Annotated in this window: 18 protein-coding genes; 6 read left to right on the plus strand and 12 right to left on the minus strand. The window is 71.9% G+C overall.

The annotated features are described in order from the left end of the window. Nucleotides 1-113: 113 nt before the first annotated feature. From WBK31_RS35265 to WBK31_RS35305, 9 genes are all read right to left on the minus strand, one after another. Nucleotides 114-746: a response regulator transcription factor gene (locus tag WBK31_RS35265; protein ID WP_364063221.1), complete on the minus strand. Its 633-nt coding sequence runs from the start codon at nt 744-746 to the stop codon at nt 114-116. Nucleotides 747-753: 7 nt separating this feature from the next. Then, a complete protein-coding gene (locus WBK31_RS35270) occupies nt 754-2013 on the minus strand; it encodes a sensor histidine kinase (RefSeq protein ID WP_406673819.1) in 1260 nt (419 codons plus the stop codon). After that, nucleotides 2010-2486: a hypothetical protein gene (locus tag WBK31_RS35275; protein ID WP_406673820.1), complete on the minus strand. Its 477-nt coding sequence runs from the start codon at nt 2484-2486 to the stop codon at nt 2010-2012. Before WBK31_RS35275 ends, WBK31_RS35270 begins: the two co-directional genes overlap by 4 nt. Next, on the minus strand, nt 2483-3775 hold the full coding sequence (locus tag WBK31_RS35280) for an asparagine synthase-related protein (protein ID WP_406673821.1): 1293 nt from the start codon (nt 3773-3775) through the stop codon (nt 2483-2485). Before WBK31_RS35280 ends, WBK31_RS35275 begins: the two co-directional genes overlap by 4 nt. 336 nt (nt 3776-4111) lie before the next feature. Continuing rightward, nucleotides 4112-5284, minus strand: a complete 1173-nt coding sequence (locus WBK31_RS35285) for an MFS transporter (RefSeq protein ID WP_378790159.1) — start codon at nt 5282-5284, stop codon at nt 4112-4114. A 275-nt stretch (nt 5285-5559) separates the two neighbouring features. Beyond that, entirely contained in the window at nt 5560-5799 is a 240-nt protein-coding gene (locus tag WBK31_RS35290) for a hypothetical protein (RefSeq protein ID WP_406673822.1), read from the minus strand. A 219-nt stretch (nt 5800-6018) separates the two neighbouring features. Beyond that, on the minus strand, nt 6019-6270 hold the full coding sequence (locus WBK31_RS35295) for a hypothetical protein (RefSeq protein WP_364061690.1): 252 nt from the start codon (nt 6268-6270) through the stop codon (nt 6019-6021). A gap of 300 nt (nt 6271-6570) precedes the next feature. Next, a complete protein-coding gene (locus tag WBK31_RS35300) occupies nt 6571-7032 on the minus strand; it encodes a hypothetical protein (protein WP_406673823.1) in 462 nt (153 codons plus the stop codon). A 181-nt stretch (nt 7033-7213) separates the two neighbouring features. After that, nucleotides 7214-7825 carry an RNA polymerase sigma factor gene (locus tag WBK31_RS35305; RefSeq protein WP_364063215.1) on the minus strand — a complete coding sequence of 204 codons (612 nt, stop codon included), beginning with the start codon at nt 7823-7825 and terminating at the stop codon, nt 7214-7216. A 110-nt stretch (nt 7826-7935) separates the two neighbouring features. Between WBK31_RS35305 and WBK31_RS35310 the strand changes: the two genes are divergently transcribed. The 3 genes from WBK31_RS35310 (at nt 7936) to WBK31_RS35320 (ending at nt 12118) form a co-directional block, all read left to right on the plus strand. Continuing rightward, nucleotides 7936-10440 (plus strand): glycosyl hydrolase 2 galactose-binding domain-containing protein, encoded by a 2505-nt coding sequence (locus tag WBK31_RS35310; protein WP_406673824.1) that lies wholly within the window; start codon nt 7936-7938, stop codon nt 10438-10440. Between the two features lie 186 nt (nt 10441-10626). Further along, nucleotides 10627-11667 carry a DUF6745 domain-containing protein gene (locus WBK31_RS35315; protein WP_364061682.1) on the plus strand — a complete coding sequence of 347 codons (1041 nt, stop codon included), beginning with the start codon at nt 10627-10629 and terminating at the stop codon, nt 11665-11667. 10 nt (nt 11668-11677) lie between these two features. Further along, a complete protein-coding gene (locus WBK31_RS35320; protein ID WP_406673825.1) occupies nt 11678-12118 on the plus strand; it encodes a hypothetical protein in 441 nt (146 codons plus the stop codon). 22 nt (nt 12119-12140) lie between these two features. Here WBK31_RS35320 and WBK31_RS35325 read toward each other — a convergent pair whose 3' ends face one another. The 3 genes from WBK31_RS35325 to WBK31_RS35335 all read right to left on the minus strand — a co-directional run bounded on the left by WBK31_RS35325 (nt 12141) and on the right by WBK31_RS35335 (nt 15458). Continuing rightward, a complete protein-coding gene (locus WBK31_RS35325) occupies nt 12141-13121 on the minus strand; it encodes an LLM class flavin-dependent oxidoreductase (RefSeq protein ID WP_364061676.1) in 981 nt (326 codons plus the stop codon). Between the two features lie 214 nt (nt 13122-13335). Continuing rightward, a complete protein-coding gene (locus WBK31_RS35330; protein ID WP_378785884.1) occupies nt 13336-14652 on the minus strand; it encodes a glycoside hydrolase family 6 protein in 1317 nt (438 codons plus the stop codon). A gap of 245 nt (nt 14653-14897) precedes the next feature. Beyond that, nucleotides 14898-15458, minus strand: a complete 561-nt coding sequence (locus WBK31_RS35335) for a TetR family transcriptional regulator (protein ID WP_364061670.1) — start codon at nt 15456-15458, stop codon at nt 14898-14900. Between the two features lie 99 nt (nt 15459-15557). Here WBK31_RS35335 and WBK31_RS35340 point away from each other — a divergent pair, with 99 nt between their 5' ends. Genes WBK31_RS35340 through WBK31_RS35350 form a run of 3 tightly spaced genes read left to right on the plus strand, consistent with a single transcriptional unit; the run spans nt 15558 to nt 18024 of the window. Further along, nucleotides 15558-17369 carry an MDR family MFS transporter gene (locus WBK31_RS35340; RefSeq protein ID WP_364061667.1) on the plus strand — a complete coding sequence of 604 codons (1812 nt, stop codon included), beginning with the start codon at nt 15558-15560 and terminating at the stop codon, nt 17367-17369. Next, a complete protein-coding gene (locus tag WBK31_RS35345; RefSeq protein WP_364061664.1) occupies nt 17366-17791 on the plus strand; it encodes a hypothetical protein in 426 nt (141 codons plus the stop codon). The genes WBK31_RS35340 and WBK31_RS35345 overlap by 4 nt, the downstream gene beginning before the upstream one ends. Continuing rightward, nucleotides 17788-18024: a hypothetical protein gene (locus WBK31_RS35350; RefSeq protein ID WP_364061661.1), complete on the plus strand. Its 237-nt coding sequence runs from the start codon at nt 17788-17790 to the stop codon at nt 18022-18024. The genes WBK31_RS35345 and WBK31_RS35350 overlap by 4 nt, the downstream gene beginning before the upstream one ends. Nucleotides 18025-18029 lie beyond the last annotated feature (5 nt).

Raw genomic sequence — 18029 nt, forward strand, 5'->3', positions numbered from 1 at the left:
GGCTCAACCGTGCCTGGAAGGGCGGGCGCGGATCGTCTCGCCGCAGGCATATCTTTCGCGTATGCCTCAGGCGATAGGCGCCGTGCCGCGTATGCCTCAGGGCATAGACGCGGTCAGTGGTCGCCGGCCGTCACCAGGCCCGTCTCGTACGCCAGCACCACGGCCTGGACGCGGTCGCGCAGGCCGAGCTTGGCCAGGATGCGCCCGACGTGGATCTTGACGGTGCCCTCGGTGAGCACGAGTTCCCGCGCGATCTCGGCGTTCGACAGCCCTCGGGCGATCAGGAGTAGCACCTCGCGTTCGCGGGGCGTCAGCCCGGGCAGGCGGCTGCCCTTCCGTAGCAGGTCGGCGGGCGGCCGGCCGCGTACGAAGTGGTCGAGCAGGCGGCGGGTCGTGCTCGGCGCCACGACCGCGTCCCCGGCGTGCACGTGGGCGATCGCGGCGGCGATCTCCTCCACCGGGGTGTCCTTGAGCAGGAAGCCGCTCGCCCCGGCCTGGAGCGCCTCGTAGGCGTACTCGTCGAGGTCGAAGGTGGTGAGGATGAGCACGCGCGGGGCGTCGTCGCGGGCCCGGATGCGCCGGGTGGCCTCGACGCCGCTCATGCGCGGCATGCGTACGTCCATGAGCACGACGTCCGCCTCGACGGTCTTCAGCGCCTCGATCGCGGTGTCGCCGTCGTCCGCCTCACCGACGACCTCGATCTCCGGACGCGACTCCAGCACCATGCGGAAGCCCATCCGGATCATCTCCTGGTCATCGACCAGCAGGACGCGGATCGTCACAGTCGCCTCCGATCGGAAGTTCCGCCACCACCTCGAAGCCGCCGTCCGGCCGGGGTCCCGCGCGCAGCGTGCCGCCGTACGCCGTGACCCGCTCGCGCATCCCGACCAGGCCGTGACCGCCCGGACCCGTCTCTGGGACGCCCTCCCGAACGCCGCGGCCGTCGTCGGTGACCCGGACGCGCAGGCTCGTGTCACCGTAGTGCAGCTCCACCTCGACCTTGCCGAGCTCCGGCCCGGCATGTTTGCGTACGTTGGTCAGCGCCTCCTGAACCACCCGGTAGACGGCGAGGTCCAGGCCCGCGGAGACCTCCACCCGCCGGCCCCGCACCGCCAGCTCGACCGGCAGCCCGACCGCCTTGGACTCCTCGATCAGGTGGTCGAGGTGCGCGATGCCCGGCTGCGGGGCGTGCGAACCCGGCTCTCCGTCGCGAAGCACGCCGAGCATGCGCCGCATCTCGGCCAGCGCCGTACGTCCGGTGTCGCGTACGGCCAGCATCGCCTGCCGGGCGCGGTCCGGCTCGCTGTGCGCCTTGGCGGCCGCCCCGTCGGCCATGACCACGACGACGCTCAGGCTGTGGGAGACGATGTCGTGGATCTCCCTGGCGATCCTCGCCCGCTCCCCGGCCGCCGCGACCTTCGCCTCGGCCGCGCGCTCGCGTTCGAGCCAGCGGGCGTGCTCGCGCAGGCTGTCGATGTACGCCCGGCGGGTCTTGACCAGCGTCCCCCAGGTCCACGCCCAGATGATCACCACGACGAGCACGCCGATGTCGCCGACGCTCGTGTACCCCTGGCGCATCACCGGCACGGACGCGACCAGCAGCCACCCCACCACCGACGCGGCGGCCGGGACGGTGACCGTCCACCGCAGCCTCGTCGCGAGGTTGTAGAGGGCGAACAGCAGCATCACGTCCGCGACCAGCAGGCCCACGCCGAGCAGCACCTGCACCACGGCCGTCAGCAGGATGGCGCAGAACACGCCGAGCGGATGACGCCGCCTGGCCAGGTAGGGCGCGCACAGCGCCACGGACACGACCGCGCCGGTGCCCGGCCACAGCCCGCTGGGGACGAAACTCGCCTGAATCGGCAGGTTGTAGGTGAAGACGGCGAGCACCACGACCAGCTCCACGACCCAGGGGCGCTCCTGGAACCACGTGCCGGAAGCACCGGCCGGCGGGCGCCCGATGCCCGGGGCATCGTCGCTCGTGCTCACGCGGGCTGATGCGTCAGTCATCCGCCCTCCATCGTACGGCGGCACCCCGGACGGATCACGGGTCGCCGTGACGCCGGCGATCGGGCTGCCCTCCCGTGCCCGGCCGCCCGCGGCCGCGATCCCGCGGCGCGGTGCGACATCCTGCGCAGGGCGAGCAGCGCCAGCGCGGTCGCAGCCGCCGCCCACAGCCCCAGTACGGCCGCCGTCTCCACCGGCCGCCACGACCCGCCGATCTCGGTGGCGGCCAGCTCGGCGGGCAGCATCGCCGACCGCATGCCGAGGCCCAGCCAGTACAGCGGGAAGAGCTGCCCGGTGAGCCGCAGGTACGGCGCCTGCAGCGCCAGCGGGTAAAAGATCCCGGATATCGCCGTCATGCCCATCAGCAGCAACGAGACGAAGCTGAGCTGCCGGGGATGCCGCACCACGACGCCGAGGATCACGCCGATGGGCAGCATCGCGACGATGCCGAGCGGCAGCACCCAGCACAGGGTCACGAAGCCGCCGATCGGGTCGGGGCGCCGCCGATCTTCGTGGTCCGCCGCAGATAGTCGTCGGGCAGTAATCCCGTCATCGCGGCCTTCATGAGCGGTTTCCACTCGATCGGCGAGTCGCGTTCCTCGTATCTGACCTGGAACACGGCCTCTACCACGTGGTCGTCAAGCAGCGGCGCGTCGTACGAGACGCCGAGCGACTGGCCGACGAGTCCCATGCTCCTGGCCAGGCGGCCGGCCTGCTGCACGGTGAAGACATCGAAGTGCCCGGCCAGGCCGGTGCCGAGTGGTGTGGCCTCGGCTCCGAGCCGCCGTAATCGGTCGAGCATCGACGCCCGGGCGTCGGCCGTGAGCCAGTCCGGCAAGGAGAGCGGCACCGACCAGTCGTTGATCCTGGGCAGTTCGGGGGGCTCGACGCCGCGTGCCGCGTCGCGCACCGTGGCGAGGTACCACTGCCGGTAGGTCCGGCGGTCCATGAGCTGCCGCAGCGTGGAGAGCGGGCCGATCCCCATGGGCGCGTCCTCGGCGCGGGAGCGCGACCACGCGGTGAACGGCCTGGCGCGCATCAGGGTGTGGTTCCATGCCTTCACCCCGCGTAACAGGTGGTCCCCGCCGAGACCGTTGATGTGGATCGTCACGCCGCGCTCGACGTCGTCGGCGAGCATGTGCCTGATCCGCGGTATCGCCGCCCCGGCCTGCGTGGGCTCGTCCATGGGGATGGCCAGGTCGTACAGGCCCTCGTAGAAGCCGGGCAGGCCCTGGGCGGAGAACACGTCGTGCGTGTGCACTCCCGGCATCGCGGGCAGCGCGCGGCGCGCCCATTCGAGGTCCTCGCGGCCGCCCGGGTCGTCGGTGTAGAACGTCCGGGCGATGACTCCTTTGGGGCCTCGGGCGGCGAAGTAGCACAGCGGGGTCGAGTCGAGCCCGCCCGACAGGTCGCACGCGATATCGGCCTCGGTTTCCGTACGAACCCGGACGGCGGTCTCCAGCGCGTCGCGCAGCAGCGCGGCGCCGTCCGCTCTCGTCAGGCGCGGCTCCGGCCGGCGCCACCAGGTCCGCTGCTCGGCCTCCCGCCCGTCACGCCGAACGAGCACGTACTGCGGCCCGGGTACGGCGCTCACGCCCTGCCACATGGGCAGCCTGTCGGCGGGGTACGGCAGCCCGCGGGCCAGGCGAAGCCCCAGCGCGATCTCGTCCAGAGGCAGCCCGCCGAGTTCGCTCAGCACGTCGGCCCGGTCGCACAGGACGCGCACGCCGTCGATCATCGCGTGGAAGACCTGCCGTGTCTGCATCGCGGGGCCGTTGGCGAACAGAACGCCGTCGAGCGAGCCGAAGACGCAGAAGCTTCCGTCGAAGCGGCGGGAGATCTCGGCGAGCTCGTGCGGGGCGCGAACCCGCCGCGAGATCTCTTCGAGGTCCTCGGTACGCGCCGAGGTCGGCCCTGCGACGGCCAGCGGAACCGGCTTGCAAAAGAGGCGTGTACGTGGTGGCCGTGGAGGCGGGCGATCCGGGGCTCAGTGCCACCGGTGATCGCCTCTTCTTCCGTGGCGAGCCCTTCACCGGGAAGGTCATCGCGTCTCTTTCCGACTTCACCGGCTGCGGCGGCGCAGGCGGTGGGACGACGCGGATCACCCGGCGGGCTGCGCGGCCGGGTAGTTGCGGAGCAGGCCGGCGCTGTTCAGCCGCCACACGCCGTACAGCATGGCGAGCAGGGTCAGGGCGCCCGAGCTGATGATGGCCGCCCGCGCCTCCAGGATCACGCCGGGCGTGCCGACCAGATAGCCGACGGTCACGCAGGTGTTGGCCAGCACGCGCCAGTACGCCCAGGCCCGCCCGTGCATGTCCGGCGGCACGTGGTGGTGGATGACGTTGCGCAGGCCGACGTTGTGGGCGCCGTTCCCGAAACCGCCCAGGACGAAGACGACGGCGATGACCAGGGCGACCGGGACGAGGCCCTCGACGAGCAAGGCGCCGCCCATGAGCGCCGCGCCGCCCAGCACCAGGACGAGGTGCTGCCTGCCGAGCCTGCCCCAGCCCGCGACGAGCGAGCCCGGCAGCGAGCCGAGCGCCCACGCCGACAGCAGGAAGCCGTAGAGCGTGTCGCTGCTGGTGATACTGCGCAGGTAGAAGACCCCGGCGACGCCCTCAAGGGCGGTGCAGAAGACCACGGCCGCGAGGATCGGCAGGAGCGGGCGGATGACCGGCGACCGCCACATCACCTTCATGCCGTCGAGCGCGCCCGCCATCGAGCCGCCGCCCACGGACAGACGCTGGTCCTTGCCCGCGGGCACCACGAACCAGACGACGAGCGAGACCGCCACGAACGTCACCGCGTTGAAGCCCAGCAGCCACGCGTTCCCGTACGCGGTGTGCAGCGCGCCGCCCAGGCCGGGACCCACCAGCGTGGAGAGCGACGTGGCCGCGGTGAGCCAGCTGTTGGCCTTCTCCAGCCCCGCCCGGCCGGCCACGGCGGGCAGCAGCTTGAAGCCCGCGGCCGAGGAGATCACGCCCAGCACGTTCGCCAGCGCCACCATGAGCACCCGCGCGTGGAAGAACGGGGTGGCGGCGGCCCCGGCGAACAGCGCCGCCTGGACGAGCACCGCCACCAGCCAGGCGCGCTTCGCGTCGGTCCGGTCCACGAACGCGCCGAGCAGCGGGGCGAGCAGCAGCGGCGGTACGAGCTCGGCCAGGTAGACCTCGGTGACCCACCACGACGGGCCGCTGTCGGCCGCCTCCAGCACCAGTGACAGGGTCGCCATGCCGTCGCCGAGTGTGGAGACGGTGGTGCCGGCGAGCAGCATGATCAGGGCGGCAGGGATCTCGCGCCCTGACGATCGTGGCCCGTCCTGTCGAAGCCGCGCCGGATCTTCCGGATCATTTCGCATCAAGAGCAGGACCCTAGGCTCGCCCGGCATCGTCGGGCAATCGAATTTCTCCTCCGGCTGATCTCCCGGGAAGCCCGCCGCCCGTCCGGCGCGGCCGCCGGCTCAGCTTGCTTCGAGGGCGCCGTGTGCCTCGATCGCGAGCTCCTGCCAGTCGGACCAGGTCTTGAGACGGTCGGCGTACGCCCGCTCGATCATGGCTGGAACCCCTTGCCGAACAGCACCCGCAGCGGCGGGTTCGCGGAGTCGACGAGCTTCAGCAGCGCCTGAGCCGCGGCGGCCGGGTCGCCCGCGGGCATCTTGCCGGTCATGGCCCCGAGCCGCTGCCGCAGTCCGTCGTACGCCGGGTCGGTCGTCGCCATGTGGCCGTTGGCGAGCGGGTCGGGGTTGTTGCCGTCCCGGGTGGCGAACCCGCCGGGCTCGATGATGGTCACCTTGATCCCCTGGACCACCCACACCGGAAACCCGCCGCGCCCGCCCGGCCCACGAAGCGGACCCCACCTCCTGACGCCTGAGCCCGGCTGCGCGCGACGTTGTGACGCCTCCACCCCGTCGCGCGCATCCCCGACGCTTCAGCCCGCCGCGCGCGACCCCCTCCCGGCGCGCGCGACCTCTGCGGCCTCGGCCCGGCACCGCGACGCCGCGTGAGCGGGTCAGCCCGGGTTGCGCAGGAAGCGCAGCTCGTCCATGGCGAGGTCCCAGAAGGACCGGTAGCGGCCGGCCCCGGGCTTCCACGGCGCGAGGTACCACGCCTCCCACTCGCCCTCGGCGGTGCGGACGTGCGGGTTGAGCAGGGCGGCTCCGTCGTCCCAGTACCCGATCAGCAGGGTGTCGGGCACGTACTCCCCGCGGAAGTGGATGGAGTCCTGCTCCGGCCCGTAGACGAAGTAGAGCTCGTCGGGCACGCTCCACCCGTGCTCGGGCTTGGGCGCCGCCCAGCTCTCTGCGAGCGTGGGATCGATCTCACGCAGCCAGCCCGCCTCGGCGGCGCGCAGCAGGCAGCAGTCGTCGTCCTCGCGCCAGCGTCGGCGAACAGCAGGAACTGCCGGTAGCCCGGCGGCAGCCCCACCCCCAGGCGCGCTTCGAGCTCCCGGACCTCCGCTTCGGCGGCCGGAGGATTCAGGCCGCCCGGCGTGCCGTGGGGGCGGGCGGAGAAGTGGTCGGGCCACGCGTACCGGACGGTCACCGCGCAACGATATCCCGGGTCAGCCGTCCCAGCCCGGCGGTGGGCCGAGCGGGGCCTCGTCGCTGTCCACGAGCGTGCAGGGCTCGACCGGGCCGTTCGAGATGTTCGCCCAGATGCCGGCCACGCGCTCGTCATCGGAGACGCTGAACTCCAGCACGGCCGTCTGTCCCGGCTTGACCGCGCCCGGGTCGATCTGGAAGGCCCGCTCTTCGGTCTTGGGCGGCCAGATCAGGAACGGCCGGCCGTCGGCCGGGTTCTGCGCCTCCTCGCGGGACAGGAAGGCGGTGCTGCGCGGCTGCGGCGAGCAGCGCTTGCCGCTGGGGATGTAGTCGACCACCGCGTTCACCCCCATGGACCGGAGCGTGGCCTCCAGCGGCTTGGGGTCCTTGGCCTGCTGGATGGTGATGGTGAGGGTGCCGTCGGGGTTCTTCGACACCGCGTACGCGGGCGTGCCGCCGCCGAGCGCCAGGGGAACGCCCACGGCCGCCGCGAGACCGAGGGCCAGCGCGGGGACCAGGAGAGCGGGGCGGGGCAGCCGCCTGGGGCGGGCCTGCGGATCTCCGACATGACGAACTCCTTGAGTTGATGGTGCCGGCCGTCGGGAAGCCGCGGTTCCGCCTCGAATGGCAGCAGCTCGGCCAGCGTGTCGCGCTCGTCCGCGTTCATCGCCTCTCCTCCCGTACGGACCGGGCCACGTGTTCGTGGTCACCCGTTACCTGTCGCCGCGCGGCGGGGCGTTCCCGTTCTTCTGCGGCGAGTTTCTCCAGCTTCTTGCGCGCCCGCGACAGCCGGGACCTGACGGTGCCCACGGCGACGCCCAGCGCCTCGGCCGCCTCGGCGTGGTCGAGCCCCGACCAGACGCACAGCGCGAACACCTCCTGCTCGTGGCGGCGCAGCGCGCCGAAGGCCCGCCGGACCGCGGCCAGCCGTTCGGCGGCCTCGATGCGGCCGACGATCTCGTCGGTGAAGTCGGGGATGCGGTCGCCTCGCGGCATCCTGGCGAGCGCGTCCTCGTACCGGCGGGCCGCACGGCGGAGGTTGCGGGCCACGTTGGTCGCGATGCCCAGCACCCATGGCCGCAGGCTGCCGCCGTCGGCGTCGATGCGGTGCCGCAGCCGCCAGGCTTCGAGAAACGTCAGCGACAGCACGTCCTCGGCGGCCGACCAGTCGCCGGTCAGGCGGAAGGCGTGGGCGAACACCGGCCTGGCCGTCTCCTCGTAGAGCGCCTCGAACGCCTCGGCATCCCCGTCCCGTATGCGGGCGCGCAGTGACATATCCACACACAAGCACTGTCCGTCCGGCGGTGGCCGTTCCCGTTGACCGCGCGAAGGCACCGCCCCTAGCATCCTGTGGGAACGATGCCACAACCCCGTTGAAAGGCGCCATGTCCTCCGTGTCCTCCGCGTCATCTCTACGCGTTCTCAACAAGGGCTGGGAGCTTCGGGGTTTCCTCGGGGACGACTGGCAGCTGCACCGCGCGCAGTTGCACGCCCGCGAGGGCGCCACCGGCGGCTGGGTGCCCGCCAGAGTGCCGGGGAGCGTGCTCGCCGACCTGCTGGCGGCCGGTGAGGTGCCGAGCCCGTACGTCGGGCGGCAGAGCATGCTGTCGGAGTGGGTGCCGCAGCGGACCTGGGTGTACCGGACGCGGCTGGTCACACCGGAGCCGGGACCCGGGCGGCGGGCGTTCCTGGAGTTCGACGGCATCGACTACGCGGCGGCCGTCTACCTCGACGGTGAGCGGATCGCGCGGCACGAGGGCACGTACGTGCCGCTCGTCGTGGAGGTCACCGGCCGCCTGGGCGGCGAGCACGCGCTGGCCGTGGTCATCGAGCCGGCGCCCGTGAGCGAGCCGCAGGTCGGCTACACGGAGAAGGTGAAGGTCCACAAAGGGCGCATGGGGTACGGCTGGGACTTCTGCCCCCGCCTCGTGCACCAGGGCCTGTGGGGCGAGGTCCGGCTGCGGACGACGGGCGCGCTGCGGCTGGCCGACGTGTGGGCCCGCCCGACACTGCACGGGAGCACCGGGAAAGTCGCCGTCCATCTCACAACGGACGGAGACGGGCAGGGCAGCGCCGAGCTGACCCTGCGTACGGCGGAAGGCGAGGTCGTCGCCACCGCCACCGCCCCACCCAGCGGCACCGCCGAGCTCACCGTCGACCACCCCCGCCGCTGGCACCTGAACGGCGACGGCGACCCCCACCTCTACACGCTCACCACGGTCCTGCGCGACACGACGGGCGAGGTCAGCGACCGGCGCGAGACCCGGATCGGCTTCCGCGACGTGCGCTTCACCCGCGACCCGGGCGCCCCCGAGGGCTCGCTGCCCTACCGCCTCACCGTGGACGGCCGCCCTGTCACCATCAAGGGCTGGAACTGGGTCCCCGCCGACGCTCTCTACGGCGCCATCGACCAGGGGAAACTCCGCCACCTCCTCACGCTGGCCCGCGACGCGGGCGTGACCATGCTGCGCGTCTGGGGCGGCGGCCTCATCGAGACCGAGGCGTTCTACGACCTGTGCGACGAGTACGGCATCCTCGTCTGGCAGGAGTTCGCCCAGTCGAGCTCGGGCATGCGGAGCCTGCCCAGCGACGACCCGGCGTTCGTGGCGAGAATGGTCGCCGAGGCCGAACGCATCGTCCCGGCGCGGCGCAACCATCCGAGCCTGGCGATCTGGTGCGGCGGCAACGAGCTGCAGCGGGCCGACGGCGTGCCGCTGACCGACGACGGCTCGCCGGTGCTGGCGGCGCTGCACGAGGTGGTGGCCAGGCTCGACCCCGGCCGCCACTGGCTGCCGACCTCACCGACGGGGCCGGTGTTCGGCAACACGCTGCAGAGCGTGCGCAGCGGCCCCGAGCACCACGACGTGCACGGCCCGTGGGAGCACCAGGGGCTCGACGACCACTACCGCCTCTACGACGAGGGCCGGGCGCTGCTGCTCAGCGAGTTCGGCGTGGAGGGGATGAGCAACCTGCGGGCGATCGAGTCGGTGGTGCCCGCGCCGGAGCGCCGCCTGCCGACCTACCGCAACCCGGTCTGGGACCACCTCGGCCGCTGGTGGAACAACGAGCCGCTGGTGCGGGCCGCGTTCGGCGGCGCGATCGAGGACCTGCGGGCGATGTCGCGGGCGAGCCAGTTCCTCCAGGCCGACGGCCTGCGCTACGCGATCGAGGCCAACCGCCGCCGCCCCGCGAGCTGCGGGGTGCTGCCGTGGCAGCTCAACGAGTCGTTCCCGAACGGCTGGTGCACGGCGTCCGTCGACTACTTCGGCGAGCCGAAGGCGGCCTACCACTACGTGCGCCGCGCGTACCGGCGGGAACACGTGTGCGCGGCGCTGCCCGCGCCCCGCGTGGACGAGCTGCGCGCGACCGTATGGGCGTGGTGGGAGGGCGGTCCCGCCGAGGTCGAGGCGCGGGTGCTCGGCCTCGACGGAGGTGTGCGCGCCGAGCGGCGCTGGACCGCCACCGTTCCGGGCGAGATCGGCGAGATCGCGTGCGCCCCGGGGGCGGGAAGCTTCCTGCTCGATCTGTCCGTACGCGGAGACACCGGCCGTACGATCACCAACCGGTACGTCCTGACCGGCGGCCCCGGCTTCGCCGACCTGCTCACGCTGCCCGAGGCGAGCGTCACCGCCGAGCTGGAGACCGGCGAGGACGCGTGGACCCTGCGGCTGCGCCACGAGTCGGGGCCCGTGGTGCCGTTCCTGCGTCTGCTCGACGACCGGCCCGCGCACGCGCCCGGCTGGGTGCGCTGGGACGACAACGCCTTCGACCTGCTGCCCGGCGAGGAACGCGTACTCCGCGCCACCTGGGACGGCGTGCCGCCGCAGGACCGCAGGATCCGGCTCGACGCGTGGAACCTCCCGCCGACGACCCTCATCGAGAAGGGCTGACGCGCAGGACCCGTACGGCCGGCCGTGCCGTCTCTGTCACCCGCCACGTGAGCGAACGGGTGGACATCGGCCGCCCGCTTCTGTCACCATTCCACTCATGATCATGCGAAAGGAGGGCGCCTCCGCCCGCGCCCGGTGAGCTACGTCCTGCAGCGGGAAGCTGCTGTCAAGCTCCGTGACCGATGGATGGGCCGCTCGCTCTCGACACGGCCCGCGGACCGCCCGGCCGCCGAGGCCGCCATCTCCGCCCTCTACCGGCACATCGGTCTGTCTCCGCCCCGATTCCACTGGGTCACCTCGCCTGCCGCCGCGTTCGCGACCGTGCCCGCCGGGCTGCCGCCGGGCCGCCTCCTTGAGCGGGTGGACGAATGGCCACTCGCGAAACGCTTCATCGAGCTGCGCGACCGCCTGTACGGCGCGGTCCACGCCCACATCCGCGGGGGGCAGCACAAGGTGGACTGGCGGATGCGGGACGAGGTCTGCCAGCCGCTCCTGGGCACCACCAGCCGCTGCCTGCTGCCGGCCGTCCGCCGCGCACACAACGTGGGCTCGCCTACCGAGGTCTGGTACCGCACGCTGTGCGTCTCCTGGATCGCCCACTGCGACGCGCTGCGCCAGGTCGCCGGCGTCGAGCTGCCGGCAGAGCTGTCGAAACGGCTCGGCCTGTGGACCGCCGTGGCCGCCGCGTCCCACTGGTGGTGGCCGTCCGAGCACGTGTGCGTCGTCTCCGAACGTCCCGCCGAGCTGCACACCGAGGCATGGGCGCAGAACGGCGAGCGCCGCCCGCACCGCGACGACGGCCCGGCCATCCAGTACGCCGACGGCTGGGCCGTGCACGCCTGGCACGGCACCGTGGTGCCGTCCTGGGTGATCGACGATCCGACCCCAGAACGCATCTCCGCCGAGCCCAACGCCGAGGTCAGGCGCTGCGCGATCGAACGCATCGGCTGGCCCGCCTACATCGCCAAGGCCGGGCTGCGGCTGGTCGCCACCGCGCCCGATCCCGGCAACGCGGGCTCCGAGCTGCGCCTTTACGACACAGCCTTCATCGACAGGGGCCGGACCACGCGGGTGCTGCTCGCGGTCAACGGCTCGGTCGAGCGCGACGGCCACCGCAGGCAGTACGGCCTCCTCGTGCCCGGCTCCTTCGACGATCCGCTCGCCGCCGCCGGCTGGACGTACGGGCTGTCCGGCGAGCAGTACGCCCAACTCCTACGCAGAACCTGAGGTGATGTCCATGACAGTGACGCTGGCTTCGCTGGCCCGCCAGACCGGGATGACCGTGCTCGACCACCTGGAGCAGGAGATCCAGATCCCCGTGCTCGACGGCCCGCAGGCCCAGGGCGACCTCATCGTGGTGCCGCTGCGGCTGGTGTCGGCGGCGGTGCAGATCCGCGACGATCCCCGATGGCAGGCCGTACCGCCGGAAGGCATCGAGCTGCTGCGCGGCGAGGCCGGCGGCAACCCGCACACGCTGGTCGCCGAGCCGGGCACCTGCCGCTGGACGGTGAACGTGACCGACGCCGACGGCCTGGCCATCGGCGTGTTCTCCGCCTCCGCCCCCGTCTACCTGCTGCATCCCGAGCACGGCGGCTCAGGCTGCGCGCCCGGCACGTACGTGGTGCGCCGCCAGCGCGAGCACGACGGCCACCGCCGCGCCCGGCTGGTGGCCGACTGAGGGACCGGCGCGGCAGGACCGGCTAGAGCGACCAGGCTTCGGCGAGCAGTTCGGCCGAGCGCAGCCACACCTTCCTGTCGACGGCGGAGAAGGCCACGATCAGCTCGTCGGCCCCGGTGTGCTCGGCGAACCGCTCGACGTACGCCTTGACCTCTGCGGGGTCGCCGACGGCCGAGTATTTGGTCATCTGCACGATCTGCTGCCCCGCCGGGGATTCGAGGATCATGTCCGCTTCCTCGGGCGTGAACGTGCGCCCGCGCCCGAGGAACCTGGTGACCCGCAGCCGCTTGGAGGCCAGGAACTGCTCCTGCGCCTCCTCGCTGGTGTCGGCGGCGATGACGTTGAGCGCGGCGATCACGTACGGCCGGTCGAGCTGCGCCGACGGCTTGAACTCGCGCCGGTAGAGCGCGATGGCCTCCTCCAGCGCGGCGGGCGCGAAGTGCGAGGCGAACGCGTACGGCAGGCCGAGCGCGGCGGCGAGCTGCGCGCCGAACAGCGACGACCCGAGGATGTAGAGCGGCACGTTCGTGCCCCTGCCAGGGGTGGCGTGCACGCCGGGGATGCGGGTCTCGCCGGTCAGGTAGCCCTGCAGCTCCAGCACGTCTTGCGGGAACGAGTCCGCCGACGACGGGGTGCGGCGCAGGGCGCGCATGGTCTGCTGGTCGCTGCCCGGCGCGCGGCCGAGCCCGAGGTCGATGCGGCCGGGGTGGAGGGTCTCCAGCGTGCCGAACTGCTCGGCGATGGTCAGCGGCGAGTGGTTCGGCAGCATGACGCCGCCTGCCCCGAGGCGGATCGTCCGAGTATGAGCGGCCACGTGGGCGATGAGCACGCTGGTGGCGGAGGAGGCGATGCTGTCCATGTTGTGGTGCTCGGCGTACCAGATGCGCTTGTAACCGAGCTCCTCGGCCCGCTGGGCGAGGGCCACGCTGGCGGCGAAGCTGTCGGCCGCCGTCTCGCCCTCGCCGATGTGCGCCAGATCAAGGATGGACAGCGGCAGAGCCATGAGTACGAGCCTTTCGCAGAGCGGAATCGACCTGGTCGTGGTCAACAGCCGCGCCTGCGCGGTTATTTCATCCCGTAGTGAGGGGCCCGTTGTGAGAGGGGCTTATGGGGGCCGCAATGGATGACCGCAATGAGCGGCCCGTAACGAGAGGCCGAGCCCCCGCAGGCGTCGCGCGGGGGCTCGGCGGGGTGCGCGCGCAGGCCGGAGGCGCGCGCTAGGAGGCGGTGCAGGTGAGCGCCGACGGGTCGCCCGAGCCGCCGCTCGCGATGAAGCCGAACGAGGTCGTCGCGCCGGGTGCCAGCGCGCCGTTCCAGCTCAGGTTGGTGACGCTGACCGTGCCTCCGCCTGTGGACAGGGTGCCGTTCCATAGCTGCGAGATCGTCTGGCCGCTTGGCGGCGTCCAGGAGACCTTCCAGCCGCTGATGGGCGCGTCGCCGGTGTTGGTGACCGTGATCTCGCCCTGCAGGCCGTCGTTCCACTGACTGGCCACCTTGTACGCCGCCGTGCAGCCCTCGGTGCCCGGCGTGGGCGTTTCGGTGGGGTCGGTGGTCGGCGTGATCGTGGGGTCGGGCGCGGCCATGGCCAGCTCGTACGCCCGCTGCGGCACGAACTGCCCCGCCTGGGCGATGCACCCGTCGGCCTCGCCCGGCGGCTTGACCCACAGGAAGGCGTCGATCGCGGAATCGCCCGTCTCGGTGGTGCTCCAGGTGCCGGTGGCGCGGCCTGGCGGGTCGCACCACTCGCTGCCGGACGGGCCGTTGCCGTTGCGGCTGGTGTCGATGACCGCCTTGAGCGTGGACACGCCGGTCGCGGCGATGACGCTCTTCGCGTACGAGATCAGGCCAGGTGTCGAGCGGTAGTTGGAGGTGTTGACCGCGATGCCGTCGGCGCTGTTGGCGATGTCCGCGCCGACCAGCCTGGAGGCCGCCTCCGACGCCGACAGCCAGGCGTCGTGCCCGATGTCGAAGTACACCTTGACCTGCGACGACGTGGCCTTGAGCCGCTTACCGGCGTAGGCCATCGACGCCTTCACCTCGGCCTGCTCCGAGGCGTTCATGCAGTTGGTCATGATGGCCAGGGCATCGGGTTCCAGGACGATCGTGGCCGGTCGCCCGCCGAGCCCGGCGGCGATCTGGTCGATCCAGGCGCGGTAGGCGGCGTGGTCGGGGGCGCCGCCCGCGCTCGGGCCGCCGCAGTCGCGGTTGGGCATGGCGTACACGGCCATGATGGGGATCTTCCCGGCCGCCGCCGCGGCGCCGACGTACGCGTCCACCTGGGCGCGCACGGTGTCCGGGTTGTAGGTGGCGAACCAGCGGCCCTGCGGCACGGCGGCGATCCTGTCCCTGATCACCGGCGTACGGCTGTCGTCGGGGTTGGCGGCCACCCATTTGGCGGCGTTGGTCTGAGGATCCACGTAGAAAGCGGAGTCTGCGGCCTGGGCGGTGGAGGACGAGGCGGCGATGACCGCCCCCGCCGCGGCCGTGGCGATCGCTGTGAGGAGCGCCGCCAGTGCGGGCTTTCTGCGAGACATGAACGATCTCCGTCCGTCGTGTGGGAGCGCTCCCACCGGCTTTCAGGATGGTAGGGAGCGGCCCCCGTCAGGACAAAGACCTCCGATCGCTGCCCACGCCGTCATCGCAGGTCGGCGCGGCTGCGGACGGTGAAACTTTCAACCGCCGCACGGAAAGCGCCGGCCCGGCGCTTGAGGCCGAGCCGGGGCCTGAGGCCATGTCGGGAGCTGAGGCCGGTCCGGCGCTCAGCGTCGAGCCGGGGCGTTCAGACGCCCAGGCACGCTTTGAAGACGGCGGTGAGCCGATCGACGTCGGCCGGCGTCGGCTCCTCGGGACCCAGGCGGCGGCGCGTGGCGCCGACGCCGAGCAGCACCGCGGTGGCCATGCGGGCACGGGCGTGGGCGTCGGGCCCGGACAGCCTGGCTTTCAGCGGCTCGATCACCGCGGTGATCAGGCGCTCCCTGGCCACCGCGTGCACCTCGGGGTGGCCGGCCGAGCGTTCGAGAGTGCGCAGGATGGGGCTGTCCGGCGGCCGGTGCATGCGCTCGGCGGTGTACTCGGCGAGCTTGCGCGGCAGGTCCTTCTCGTCGCCCTCGAACAGCGCGCTGAACGTCGGCTCGCCCTGCAGCACCGCGCCGAACAGGCCGGCTTTGGAACCGAAGTAGCGGCCGACCAGTGCGATGTTGGCGTCGGCCGCCGCCGCGATCATGCGTACGGTCACCTGCTCGTAGCCCTGCTCGCCGAAGAGCGTACGGGCCGCCTGCAAGATCCGCTCCCGGGTGGCCTCACGGTCGCGTGGCCTGGCCTCAGTCACCTGGGGACTCATGCCCGCACTCTACTGAACGGACACCCGACTTACCGCCCGGCTAGTAAACAGTCGTATACTCCTGGTGGATAAAAAGTACGAAGGGGATGTGGTGTTGTCTTGGTAGCGCACGCACCGGCCGCGTCCCCCGCGAAGCGGCACTACACCCACCGCGAGATCCTCGAAGTCCTGTCCGGGCTCATGCTGGCGATGCTGACCTCGATGATCTCGACTTCCGTGGTGGGCACCGCGCTGCCGACGATCGTGGGGGAGCTAGGCGGTCAGGATCAGTACTCATGGGTCGCCAGCGCGACCATGCTGACGATGACGGTCTCGACGCCGTTGTGGGGCAAGCTGTCCGACCTGTTCGGGCGCAAGCTGCTCTTCCAGACCGCTCTGGCGCTGTTCGTGGCGGCCTCGATGGTGGCCGGCATGTCGCAGAACATGGGACAGCTGATCGCCGCTCGTGCCATCCAGGGCCTCGGTGTCGGTGGGTTGTCGGCTCTGTCGCAGGTGATCCTGGGTGACATCGTCTCCCCGCGCGAGCGGGGGCGCTACTCGGGCTACATGGGCGCCGTCTTCGGCATCTCGACGGTCGCGGGGCCGTTGCTGGGCGGCTTCATCGTCGACACCGAATGGCTCGGCTGGCGCTGGTGCTTCTACGTGGTCGTGCCGTTCGCCCTGGTGTCGTTCATCGTCATCCAGAAGGTGCTCAAGCTGCCGCGGGTCAAGCGGAACACCTCGATCGACATCTGGGGCGCCACGACGATCACCGCCAGCGCGAGCGCGCTGATGCTGCTGCTGACGCTGGGCGGCAACGAGTTCGCGTGGAACTCGCCCTGGACGTACACCCTCGCCGCGATCGCCCTGCTCATGCTGGCCCTCGCGGTGCTGTCGGAGCGGACCGCGGGCAACCCGATCCTGCCGCCCCGGCTGTTCCGCAACCGGACGTTCGTGCTCACCAGCGCCGCCTCGCTGTTCGTCGGCATGGCGATGTTCGGCGCGATGATCTACCTGCCGCAGTACCTGCAGATCGTCAAGGGGCTCAGCCCGACCAACTCGGGCCTGATGACGCTGCCCATGGTCGTGGCGCTGTTCCTGTCCGGCGTGATCTCCGGGAAGATCGTCACGCAGACCGGGCGGTGGAAGATCTTCCCGGTGGCGGGCCTGCTCATCGTGGCCGTCGGCCTGTTCATGCTGTCCAAGCTGCACGTCGACTCCAGCGAATGGCTCATCGGCTTCGACGTCGCGGTGCTCGGCATCGGACTCGGCCTGTCCATGCAGATGCTCATCCTGGCCGCGCAGAACGGCTCCGAGCTGCGCGACATGGCCTCGACCACGTCCGGCGTGTCGTTCTTCCGCTCCCTGGGCGGCGCCGTCGGCGTGGCCGCGTTCGGCGCGATCCTGACCAACCGCCTCAAGGACGAGATGGCCGAGATGGTGCGGGAGGCCGGCATCAAGCTGCCCGGTGGCGGTGGCGACGTCAAGCTCGGCAGCCCCGACGCCATCCAGCATCTGCCGGGGCCGATCAAGAACATCGTGCTTGAGGCGTTCACGCGGGGCCTGGAGACGGTGTTCCTGGTGGGCGTGCCGATCGCGCTGCTCGGCTTCCTCGCCACGCTCCTGCTCAAGGAGCTGCCGCTGCGCAGCACCGCCGCGCCGGCCGCCCCCGAGCCCAAGCCGCTCAGCAAGGACGACCTGGTACTGGCGGGCCTGCTGCTCGAGCTCATCGCCCAGCGCATCGAGCGGGCCAACGGCGAGCACTCCGCGCTGCTCACCGCGGTCGCCAAGATGGCGCCGCCCGACGACCGCACGGAACGCGAGCGGGCCAGGTCGGTCGCGCAGAACGTGCTGCGGCCCACCTCACGGGCCCTGATCGCGCAGGCCACGCCGCCGCAGAAAGACCTTGTCACAGGAGGAATCACGCAATGATTCGCAAGTTCGTGGGTGCCGTCACCGCGGCCCTGGCCGTCATGGCCGGGCTGTGGCTGATGCTCGCGCCCTTCGCCCTCGGCACCCAGCCGGAGGACGCCGACTGGATGAACGCCACCAAGTCGGAGTTCTTCACCGGCCTGGGCGTGGCCGTCGTGGGCGTCGTGGCCGTGATCGCGTTCGTGTCGGCCATCTACGAGGAGCTGGTGGCACGCGGCCTGGTCGTGCCCAAGCCGCGCCGCGTCGAGCCGGAGCCCGAGCCCGTGCCGGTCGCCGCGCCGCAGTCGTCGTCCGCCGAGCTCGCCACCCTGCTCGCCCCGCTCGTGGAGGCGCTGCGCGAGGACCTGAACGCCCGTAACAGCGGCGGCGAGCACCGCCAGAACGGCAAGGCTTCCCTGGTCGGAGTGGAGGAGAACCGATGAAGGCCAAGCTGGGCGTGGGCGCCCTCGTGCTGCTGTTCCTCGGCGGCCTGTGGCTCATCGCCGCCCCGTTCGCGGTCGGCTACCAGCCGCGCGGCGCCGAGTACGTCGACGCCACGGTCAACGACCTGTGGCTCGGCGGCGTCATCGCCGGGATCTCGTTCGTGTCCCTCGTGATCTACGCGGCCGACGCCCTGCGCGAGCTGGCCCGGCGCGGCAAGCACGCGGACGCCTGACGCCG

The organism is Nonomuraea sp. N2-4H (assembly GCF_045291505.1).
Lineage (GTDB): Bacteria > Actinomycetota > Actinomycetes > Streptosporangiales > Streptosporangiaceae > Nonomuraea > Nonomuraea fastidiosa.